At 62.0% G+C, this 10,084-nt stretch carries 10 protein-coding genes; 1 reads left to right on the top strand and 9 read right to left on the bottom strand.

Annotation, left to right across the window (positions count from 1 at the left end; translation table 11 throughout):
- Nucleotides 1-40: 40 nt before the first annotated feature.
- The 9 genes from HCZ87_RS17815 to HCZ87_RS17775 form a co-directional block, all read right to left on the bottom strand.
- Nucleotides 41-847, bottom strand: a complete 807-nt coding sequence (locus HCZ87_RS17815; protein ID WP_167645955.1) for an ABC transporter permease — start codon at nucleotides 845-847, stop codon at nucleotides 41-43.
- Nucleotides 844-1,743: an ABC transporter permease subunit gene (locus tag HCZ87_RS17810; protein WP_167645957.1), complete on the bottom strand. Its 900-nt coding sequence runs from the start codon at nucleotides 1,741-1,743 to the stop codon at nucleotides 844-846. The genes HCZ87_RS17815 and HCZ87_RS17810 overlap by 4 nt, the downstream gene beginning before the upstream one ends.
- Nucleotides 1,744-1,879: 136 nt before the next feature.
- Complete coding sequence (locus HCZ87_RS17805; protein ID WP_167645953.1) at nucleotides 1,880-2,596, bottom strand: transporter substrate-binding domain-containing protein; 717 nt, start codon at nucleotides 2,594-2,596, stop codon at nucleotides 1,880-1,882.
- A gap of 47 nt (nucleotides 2,597-2,643) precedes the next feature.
- Complete coding sequence (locus tag HCZ87_RS17800; protein ID WP_167645951.1) at nucleotides 2,644-3,423, bottom strand: ABC transporter ATP-binding protein; 780 nt, start codon at nucleotides 3,421-3,423, stop codon at nucleotides 2,644-2,646.
- 158 nt (nucleotides 3,424-3,581) lie between these two features.
- Nucleotides 3,582-4,355, bottom strand: coding sequence for a phosphate/phosphite/phosphonate ABC transporter substrate-binding protein (locus tag HCZ87_RS17795; protein ID WP_167645949.1), 774 nt, complete (start codon nucleotides 4,353-4,355; stop codon nucleotides 3,582-3,584).
- Nucleotides 4,352-4,792, bottom strand: a complete 441-nt coding sequence (locus tag HCZ87_RS17790) for a TerB family tellurite resistance protein (protein ID WP_167645947.1) — start codon at nucleotides 4,790-4,792, stop codon at nucleotides 4,352-4,354. Before HCZ87_RS17790 ends, HCZ87_RS17795 begins: the two co-directional genes overlap by 4 nt.
- Nucleotides 4,792-5,271 carry a TerB family tellurite resistance protein gene (locus tag HCZ87_RS17785; protein WP_167645945.1) on the bottom strand — a complete coding sequence of 160 codons (480 nt, stop codon included), beginning with the start codon at nucleotides 5,269-5,271 and terminating at the stop codon, nucleotides 4,792-4,794. Before HCZ87_RS17785 ends, HCZ87_RS17790 begins: the two co-directional genes overlap by 1 nt.
- Before the next feature lie 21 nt (nucleotides 5,272-5,292).
- On the bottom strand, nucleotides 5,293-5,586 hold the full coding sequence (locus HCZ87_RS17780; RefSeq protein ID WP_167645943.1) for a DUF1330 domain-containing protein: 294 nt from the start codon (nucleotides 5,584-5,586) through the stop codon (nucleotides 5,293-5,295).
- A 214-nt stretch (nucleotides 5,587-5,800) separates the two neighbouring features.
- Entirely contained in the window at nucleotides 5,801-8,896 is a 3,096-nt protein-coding gene (locus tag HCZ87_RS17775) for a valine--tRNA ligase (RefSeq protein WP_167645942.1), read from the bottom strand.
- Between the two features lie 624 nt (nucleotides 8,897-9,520).
- Here HCZ87_RS17775 and HCZ87_RS17770 point away from each other — a divergent pair.
- Nucleotides 9,521-10,084 (top strand): DUF2235 domain-containing protein (locus HCZ87_RS17770; protein ID WP_167645941.1); only part of this gene is annotated, 564 nt, incomplete at its 3' end.

Genomic DNA, 10,084 nt, shown 5'->3' with positions numbered 1-10,084 from the left:
ACGACATATAGAAAAGCTCCCGCCAGGGGAGCTTTTCAATTCAGCGGATCACTTGTGGACGATAGCGAATCTTCTTGCGTCGCTCCTGTGGCAGGTGCCGGTTCAGCCGCGTGTTGATGGCGCCGAAGGTCAGGATGATGACCAGCGTCAGCAGGATGAAATACATCGCCAGGATCGGGTAGGGCACGAAGGGGTTGAAGGTCTTGTCGGCAAAGTAGCTCGCGTAATACAGCGCGTCGCCCTGTTGCCGCCAGGCGGGAAAGCCCGAGAAGAACACCAACGTGGTGGCATGAAACAGAAAGATCGCCTCGTTGGTATAGGCAGGCCAGGCCAGCCGCATCATGGTGGGCCACATCACCCGTCGAAACCGCGCCCAGCCGGCCAGCCCGTAGGCGTCGGCCGCTTCGATATCGCCCTTCGGAATCGAGCGCAGCGCGCCGTAGAAGATCTCGGCGGAATAGGCGGAGGTATTGAGGAACAGCACGATCAGCGCCCCGAGCCAGGCCGAGGACAGCGCGTCAAAGATCGGCGATGTGCTCTTCAGCGTCAGGAACAGGAAGTAGGCAAAGAAGAACTGGATAAACAGCGGCGAGCCCCGAAAGACAAAGATGAATCCATTGGCCGGGCCGCGCAGCCAGCGGTTGTTTGATGCCTTCGCCCCCGCCAACGCATTGGCAAAGACAAAGCCGGAGATCACCGCCAGCACGCCGAAGTAGATGTTCCACAGTAAGCCCGAGCCGATCAGCACGAATTGATCGCAAAGCGTGAAATCGCTGCGCGGCAGCAAGCGTTCGCCATATCCCAGGGATCGCAGGGCGTAGGCCTGAAAGGTTTCCATACAGCTCATGCGGTGGCTCCTCCCTGGGCATCCTTGCGTAGGGCTTCGCCACCAAGAGTGGCCTGGCCATGGGACAGCCGGCGCGTGATTCGTGTCAGCACAATTTCAGAGAGTTTGGTAAAGGCGAGATAGAACAGCAGCAGCCCCAGGAAGTACCACATGCGCCAGTCGTCATGCGGGTATTCGGTAAAGCGGGTGGTCTTGGCGCCGCCCAGCTCGCGCGCCCAATAGACGATATCCTCGACCCCCAGCAGGAACAAAAGCGGCGTGGCCTTGATCAGCACCATCCAGAGGTTGGACAGCCCCGGCAGCGCATAGAGCCACATCTGCGGCACCACGATCCGCCAGAACGACTGGCTTCTGCTCATGCCATAGGCTTCGGCGGTTTCAATCTGCGCACGGGGCACCGCCTGCATGGCCCCATAGAGCACATTGGCCGCAAAAGCGCCAAAGACGATGGCAAAGGTTACCATCGCGAGGCTGAAGCCATAGACCTCATGCACCCATTGCGGCGCGGAATTCAGCGGCATCTTGGCGATCTGGCAGACCACAAAATCATTGCCCTGGCGGATTGGCTGGTCCCAGTCGGGGCATTTTACCTTGTGGCGCAGCCATTCCACCGCCTGATCCAGCGCGATGACGAAGAACAGGAAAAAGGCAATGTCCGGCACTCCGCGCACAATGGCGATATAGCCCTTGCCGAGCCAGGCCAGCGGCGTGATGCGGGATCGCGCAACGCTGGCACCGGCAAAGCCGAACAGAAGCGCCAGCGGCGCGGTCACCGCCAAGAGCAGCAACACGGTCCCAAAGGAGGCATAAAAGGCCAGATGCTTGCCGGTGGTCAGATAGCAGCTGAGCCAGGGGAGCATATCCAGATTTGCCGGATCGGTGCAGGAAGAGAAAATGGCGGGCCTCATGGGTTGGAGCGGGGCGGCAGATCACGGCGGATCGAGAGGGATCGCCCAATATGCACAACGTAAATGAGATCCGGGCGCCGCAGCAGAGGCGCGCCCGGATCCGTGATGGGAAAATCCCAAAGGATCAGAAGGTTGCGGTGTCCTCACCAAACCATTTTTTCAGCATCTCGTTCAGCGAGCCATCTTCTTTCATCTCGGTGATCGCCGCGTTCAGCGTGTCTTTCAGCTCGCCGTCGGTTTCGCGCACGCCAACGCCGACTCCGCCGCCCAATGGCACCGGCTCGCCGACCCAGACGATATCGTCATTCTCGGCCACGATATCCGCCAGGAAAGCCCCCTGGAAGAAGACCGAATCCGCTTCGCCGCTGCGCAGCGCGGTGATCAGCTCATCCGCGGTGGCATATTCCAGCAGGGTTGCGCCACTTTCAGCGATATAGCCGGCCTGGATGGTGCCGGTCTGCGAGGCGACGACGCCGGTGATGTCGGCGTCAGCCGACAGACCCACATAGCGGGAGGCTTCTGGCGGGATATAGGCTTGGGTGAAGTCGATGACCTCGTCCCGCTCGTCGGTGATCGACATGCCGGCCATGATGGTGTCGTAGTTGCCGCCCACCAGGTTGGGGATGATCGAATCCCAATCGTTGGTGACCCATTCGCAGGTCAGCTCGGCGCGTTTGCACAGCTCGTCGCCCAGCTCGCGTTCAAAACCGTCCACTTCGCCAGCGTCATTGATGAAGTTATAGGGAGGGTAGGCGCCCTCGGTGCCGAGGCGAACGGTGTCAGCCAGGGCAAAGGTTGCGGAAAGCGCCAGGGCGGCAGAGCCAAGAAGCAGTGATTTCATAAGTATACTCCCATTTTATTGGTGTTGGTCGTCTTTGGTTGTTCTGGTTATTGATCCTGTCGCGTGGACGACAGGAAGCCCCGCAGCCGCTCGCTGCGCGTGTTGCCGAAGATCTCGTCCGGGCAGCCCTCTTCTTCGCAGAGCCCCTTGTGCAGAAACACGATGTGATCAGACACATCCGCGGCCATGCGCATGTCATGGGTGACGATCAGCATGGTGCGCCCCTCGCGCGCGAGATCCTTGATGACCTTGACCACCTCTTGTTCCAGCTCTGGATCCAGCGCCGAGGTCGGCTCGTCAAACAACAGCGCCTCGGGCTCCATGCAGAGGGCGCGGGCAATGGCGGCGCGCTGTTGCTGACCACCGGAGAGCTGCGCCGGATAGGCATCGCATTTGTCGCCAATGCCCACCTGATCCAGATACTTGCGGGCGGCGGCTTCGACCTCGGCGCGGTCGCGTTTCAGCACCGTCAGCGGCGCTTCCATCACGTTTTGCAGAATGGTCATATGAGACCAGAGGTTGAACTGCTGGAACACCATCGACAGGTTGGTGCGGATGCGCAGCACCTGTTTGGGGTCGGCGGGATGGCGGTTCTGCCCTTCGCCGTGCCAGCGGATCGGTTCCCCCTTGAAGATGATCTCGCCCTGCTGGCTGTCCTCCAAGAGGTTGCAGCAGCGCAAGAGTGTCGATTTGCCCGAGCCGGACGAGCCGATCAGAGAGACAACATCCCCCCGTTTGGCGGTGATATCCACTCCTTTGATGACTTCCAGATCGCCATAGGATTTATGCAATCCGCGAATTTCGAGTACAGGGGTTTCATCTGCCAAGGTGTGTCGCCCGAATGTTGTGCAAAGTGGTCCCTATTGGACCAATTTTCCGTGAGAATGCAATGCGCAATGGGGGCGTCAACCCGCTCAAACCGCCAATTCCGCAACGGAAACTTGCAGAACGCGTAAGCGCGCGGCAGTCCGGTGGGGCGTGGCGGTTAGCGCTCGCGCGCCAATCGGTCCATGATCAGCGTCGGCCCCGGCGGGGTCGGCACCGCGAGATAGTCGCTGGGCGTCAGCGGCAGGATCTCCTTGATGTGCAGGGTGTCGCGATGGGCTGGGGACAGCTTTTCCAGCGCGGCTTGCATCGCCGCAAGAATCGCGGCGGGATCTTGTCCCAGCGCGGTGATGAAGGGCAGGCCGGGGGTGGGTTCGGTGCGTTCCAGCTCGCAGAGCTGCGCCATCAGATCGGGCTCGTAGTCTTGCAGCATCTGATAGCTGAGCGCGTCCAGCGCCGCAAAATCGGCACGCCCCGCGGCCACGGCCTCGGCGGAGGCGCGATGGCTGCCGGTTTCCAGAAGCTCGCCCGGCAGCATGTTATCGGCGCGCATCCGCATCATGGCGGCGGCCCAGCCCGATTGCGACAGCGGATCGTTATAGGCAAAACGGCTGCCGGCAAAGCTGGTGAAGGCGGCGCCCATCTGATCGGCGCGGGCGATGAGCACACTGTTGAAATAGCCGGGTGGGCAGCCGGGCAGGCCGTAATCGGGGGTGCCGACCAGTTCGACATCGCCATATAGCCGGGCGCGATAGGGCAGGCCGCAGGTCTGCGCCAGCACCAGATCCGGCGCGCGCCAGATCGGCCAGAGATCGGCAATATCGCGGCTGAGCGCCTCGGGTCCCTGTCCCAGCTCTGCGCGGATCGCCTGCCAGAAGGCATCATGGGCCGCCGCGGTTTCGGGGCGGTCATACATCGGAAGGCAGGCAATCATCCGCGTGCCTCCGCCCGGTGTCGGGCCATGGCGCTGTCGACGTCATTCACCCCGAGGAGCTTGGCCGCAAGGCGGATCAGCGCGTCTTCGCCCGCGTCGCGGGAGCCATCGGCAAGCGCCACCTGCCAGAGGGCTTCCAGCACGCCGGTGCGATCCTCATAGGGCACTGCGTCCTTGATCGCGCGGGTGAAACGGACGGTATCGGGGGCCTCGGCCTCCAGCCCTTCGCCCTGTTCGCGCAGGATCTGGGCCGCGCCACCATCAAGGGCGAAACGGGTGCGCAGGATCCGGTCGATCCGGTCACGCTCTGCGTCAAGATAGGCATTGTCGGAGCGCGCCAGGCGCACCAGCAGCGCGGTCAACGCCAGGCGGGCGTCCTCGTCGGGCAGGATGGCGGGGGCAGGCGCCAGCAGCTTGTCCAGAAACTCCTTGAACATCAGGTCTCCTCCTGGCCGGTGGTGTCTTTTGCCAGCTTGGCGCGGGCCTTTTCGCGGGCGCGCTTATTGTCCATCACCGAAAGCCCCATGGCCTTGCAGGCGTCATTGACGATCTCGATCTCGCCCTCATATTCGCGGTTGTCGGCCAGCACCACGTCCCAGAGCGCATCCAGCGCGGCCAGACGTTCCTCCAGCCCGGTGGTCTCGCGGATCAGCCGGCCAAAGGTGTCGGTCTCTGGCGCGGCGGCATGCAGTTTTTCGCAGGTGGCGCGGACCTTGGCGGCCTCGATGGCGTTGTGACCATAAAGCTGCGCCAGAATATGGTCGATCAGGCTGATTTCTTCCAGCTGGTAGTTGCGATCCGACTGCGCGATGCGCACCAGAAGCGCCCCCAGGGCCAGTTCCGCATCCGGGTCGGGCAGGCTGTCGGTGCGGGGATGGGACGGGCGAAAGGCCTGAAACAGTTTTTTCAGCTTCATGATTTCTTCACTCCCAGAGGCTCAGCCATCATAGCCTTCGACGATTTCCATATCCCCGGCCGAGACCGGATCGCGCAGCGCCTTGGCTTCTTGATAGGCAATACTGTCATAGCAGGCCTTGGCCGTCGCGAAATCCTTGAATTCGATCACCACGGTGCGGGCGCGCATTTTTCCCTCGCGCACTTCCTTGGCGCCGCCCCGGATCAGAAACCGGGCGCCATACTCGGCAAAGGGGGCTGCGTTGGCGGCAATATAGTCCTTGTAGCGCTCCACATCATCCACATCCACATGTGCAACCCAGTATCCTTTGGCCATTTTTCCCCCCTCATGGTGTGGGCCGGTGATCGGCCTCTTGTGTATCCGCTGCTAAGCTGGACCAGAACCCAGCCTTTGGCAATCACCACCTATAGGCGATTGTCGAGAATTTCACGGGGAAACCTTCCGGGAGACCATCGTTTAAGCTGCTCTGTTGCAACAAAAAACGCCCGGGCGGGACCCGGGCGTCAAATTATGCGTATTTTGCGATGGATCAGCCGATCTCGGCAAGGCGGGCGAGGGCCTCTTTGATCTTCTGTTCCTCTTCCTCGCGCATGGCGAGGTTCTCGCGCGCTTCGGCCACCACGTCCTCCGGCGCGGAGGCGGCGAACTTGGGATTGTTCAGCCGTCCACGCAATCCGCCGAGTTCCTTGGCGAGCTTGCCGAGGTTCTTTTCCTGGCGCGCCTTTTCGGCGGCGACGTCAATGATATCGGCCAGCGGCAGCGCGAAGGACGCCCCCTGCACCGGGATCGAGATACAGCCCTTGGGCAGCGTCTCTGCCTGGGTCAGGCTCTCGATCCGTGCCTTGTTCATGATCAGCGCCGCGTTGCGGTCCCAGAACCTCTGGCTGGTGGCATCCATTTCGGTGACCAGCATCGGCACGATGGAGCCCGACGGCACGTTGAGCTGGGCGCGGGCTGAGCGGACATTGCCGATCACCGAAATCACCCAGTTCATTTCCGCCTCAGCCTCGGCGTCCACCAGATCGGCCGCCGTGTAGGTCGGCCAGGCGGCATGCGCGAGCATCTGAGACGCCTCGCCGGTCTTGAACCCGCGCCCTTCGGTGACGTTCCACAGCTCTTCGGTCACGAAGGGCATGATCGGGTGCATCAGGATCAGCGCCTGGTCGATGGCCCAGGCAAAGGTGGCGCGGGTCTCTTCCTTGGCGGCGGCGTCCTCGCCCTGGAACACCGGCTTGGTGAACTCCAGATAGCGGTCGCAGAAGGTGTTCCAGAAGGTGGAATAGAGCGCATTGGCCGCGTCATTGAAGCGGAAGCTCTCGAACCCCGCATCGACCTCTTCGCGCAGCTTGGCGATTTCGCCGATGATCCAGCGGTTGAGCGGCAGGCGCGCCTTGGGCGGGGTGCTGTCGCGGGTGACCGAGAAGGCATCAATCTGGCTCTCGCCATAGGAGCAGGCCTGCCAGATCTTGGTGACAAAGTTGCGATAGCCCTCGATCCGCTTCATATCGAGCTTGAGCACGCCGCCGAGGCTCGCCATGGCCGCATTGGTAAAGCGCAGCGCGTCTGCGCCGTATTCCTTGATGATGTCCAGAGGGTCGATGACGTTGCCGGTGGATTTCGACATCTTCTTGCCCTTGGCGTCGCGCACGAGGCCATGCAGGTAGACGGTATCGAACGGGATCTGATCGACCACCGCCAGCTGCATCATCATCATCCGCGCAACCCAGAAGAACAGGATGTCCTGCCCGGTGACCAGCGTCGAGGTCGGGAAGTATTTCGAGGTCTCCTCGGTCCACTCGGGCCAGCCCAGCGTTCCAATCGGCCAGAGGCCGGAGGAGAACCAGGTGTCGAGCACGTCGGGGTCGCGCCACATTGGCACCTGCATCGGCCCTTCAAAGCTCTGGATCGTGCCTTCGGTGCGAACATCCATCAGCTTGCGTTGCTCTGCGAGGATCTCGGCCGCTTCGAACTGGTCGGCGACGATGCGGAACTCCGTGCCCTCTGCGGATTGCAGTTGTGCCTTCTCCAGTGCTTCTTCTTCCGTGGCGGCGCAGATCGGATACCAGTCGTCCTCGCCGGGGATATACCAAACCGGGATCTGGTGGCCCCACCAGAGCTGGCGGGAAATACACCAGGGCTCGATGTTTTCCAACCAGTGGTAATAGGTCTTCTCGCCGCTCTCGGGCAGGATCTTCACGTCGCCATTGCGCACGGCGTCGAGCGCGGGGCCGACGATCTTGGAGGTCTCGACGAACCACTGATCGGTCAGCATCGGCTCGATCACCACTTTGGAGCGGTCGCCAAAGGGCTGCATGATCGGCTTGTTCTCGACCAGAGGCAGGGTCTCGGTGACCTCGCTCTCGTTGCCGTCCTCATCTTTCACCGTCTTGGTGACGGTCTGCATGACCGCAAGCCCTTCGTCGGTGATCTCCTGCACCACCAGTTTGCGCGCCTCGAACCGGTCAAGGCCGCGCAGGTGGTCGGGGACGAGGTTGATGGCGTCCACCTCGTTTTCGGTGAAGGTGGCGCCCCCGGACAAATAAGCCTGCGCGTAGGCCTGTGCCTTGGTGGCTTCTTCGGCATAGGGGGCACCATCTGCGCGCATCGCGCCTTTGGTGTCCATCAGCCGGTACATCGGGATGCCGCCGCGCTTGGCGACCTGATAGTCGTTGAAGTCATGCGCGCCGGTGATCTTCACCGCGCCGGAGCCAAAGTCCTTGTCCGGGTACTCATCCGTGATGATCGGGATCAGGCGGCGATGTTCCTTGGGGCCGACAGGGATTTCCACCAGCTTGCCGACGATGGGCGCGTAACGCTCGTCCGAGGGGTGCACCGCCACCGCGCCGTCGCCCAGCATGGTCTCAGGCCGGGTGGTGGCGATGGAGATATAATCGCGCTCTTCGGTGAGGGTGACGTTGCCGTCTTCGTCCTTCTCGACGTAGGTATAGGTCTCGCCCCCCGCCAGCGGGTATTTGAAGTGCCACATATGGCCGGCGACTTCGATATTTTCGACCTCCAGGTCAGAAATCGCGGTCTCGAAATGCGGGTCCCAGTTGACCAGCCGCTTGCCGCGATAGATCAGCCCCTTGTTGTACATCTCCACAAAGACCTTGATGACGGCGTCGTGGAAGTTGGGCGAGTTTTCATGCCCGGTGCGCGTATCCCCGGCCGCGCCAGCCATGGTAAAGGCGGTGCGGTCAAAATCACAGGAGGCGCCAAGGCGTTTGAGCTGGTTGATGATGGTGCCGCCGGAGGTCTCTTTCCACTCCCAGACTTTCTTGAGGAAAGCCTCGCGGCCCATTTCGGCGCGGGAGGGCTGCTGGGTCTTGGCCAGCTCACGCTCCACCACCATCTGCGTCGCGATCCCGGCATGGTCGGTGCCTGGCTGCCAGAGCGTGTCGAACCCCTGCATGCGCTTCCAGCGGATCAGGATATCCTGAAGCGTGTTGTTGAAGGCATGGCCCATGTGCAGCACACCGGTGACGTTCGGCGGCGGGATCATGATGCAATAGGTGGACGCGCCGGGTTTGGCGTTGGCGCCCGCAGTGAAGCAGCCCGCCTTTTCCCAGGCGTCAAACAGGCGGCTCTCCGCCTCGGCTGCGTTAAAGGTCTTTTCCATTGCCATCTGTGATGCCCCGTCCGTCGCGTCTTTGATCTAATTGCGGGCCAGACCCGCCTTGGCCCTCCCATATCGAATGAGAGCACAAAGGGGAAGTCTGGAACCGCGCGACCGCAGGGCAGGGGTGGGCGATGAAATATCGACAGAAGGCCAGGGGCTGATAACCGGCTATTAATCCGCATTTGATACAAAAGCGTTGAAGGCCGCAGCCCCACCCACCCCTCCACCTGCGGTCTTGTAATCTTGCGCCCGGACTCAGACGCCCGGTCAGGCTTGACGCGTATTCCGCGAACCTGGCCGGGCGCACGAGGTCCGGGTGCTTTTTTGCTGTGCCAACCTCCCGAAAAAAACTGGCAGCCAGCGGTTTCCCGCGCGTGCGGCTGTGTTACGATATCGAAAGTAATTTCGGCGATCCTTCAGGGGCCGCGGCGGCCGAGGGTCCGGGCAAGGACCGACTGGCGAAGCCTCTCTTCACAGGGCAAGAGGGCGCAGGTGACAGGCGGCGGCGGGGCTGGCATCACTGGATCACCGGCGGCGGTGCGGATGTCCTTTGATGGCGCGTTCGGGGATCGGACGTGCCTTGGGCAAATAGGCCCTTTACGCCGGTGACACGATGGGAGAAGCTCAGGAATGTTCCTCAAGCGGCTGAGTAAAGGTGTTCTGGGATGGCTGGGGCGGCCAAGGCTGCTGTCGGCGCAATCCTCCGAACCTTTGACGCGCGGGCCGCTGTGCCATGTGATTATCCTTGATGGCACCATGTCCACGCTGGATCCTGGCCACGAGACCCACGCGGGCACCACCTATCGGCTGTGCAAGGAAATGGGCGCGCGGGTGTCGGTCTATTATGAGGCCGGCGTGCAATGGAGCGCCTGGAACAAGACCGCCGATGTGATGATCGGACGCGGCATCAACCGCAAGATCCGCCGCGCCTATGGCTATCTCGCGTCACGTTACCGTCCCGGCGACAAGATCTACCTGATCGGCTATTCGCGCGGCGCCTATGCGGTGCGCTCGCTGGCCGGGATGCTGGATCGGGTGGGGCTGGTCAAGACGGAACATGCCACCGTGCGCAATATCCGCACCGCCTATCGGCATTACCAACTTGGCAGCGGTCGTGAGATCCGCACCGCCTTTCGCAATGCCTATTGCCATTCCAAGGTCGAGATCGAGATGCTCGGCGTCTGGGACACGGTC

The sequence above is a fragment of the Phaeobacter sp. HF9A genome (assembly GCF_011806385.1).
In the GTDB taxonomy this organism is placed as follows: Bacteria; Pseudomonadota; Alphaproteobacteria; order Rhodobacterales; family Rhodobacteraceae; genus Epibacterium.
The sequence above is the reverse complement of the archived record's forward strand: the minus strand, read 5'-3'. Positions and strand labels throughout refer to the sequence as shown.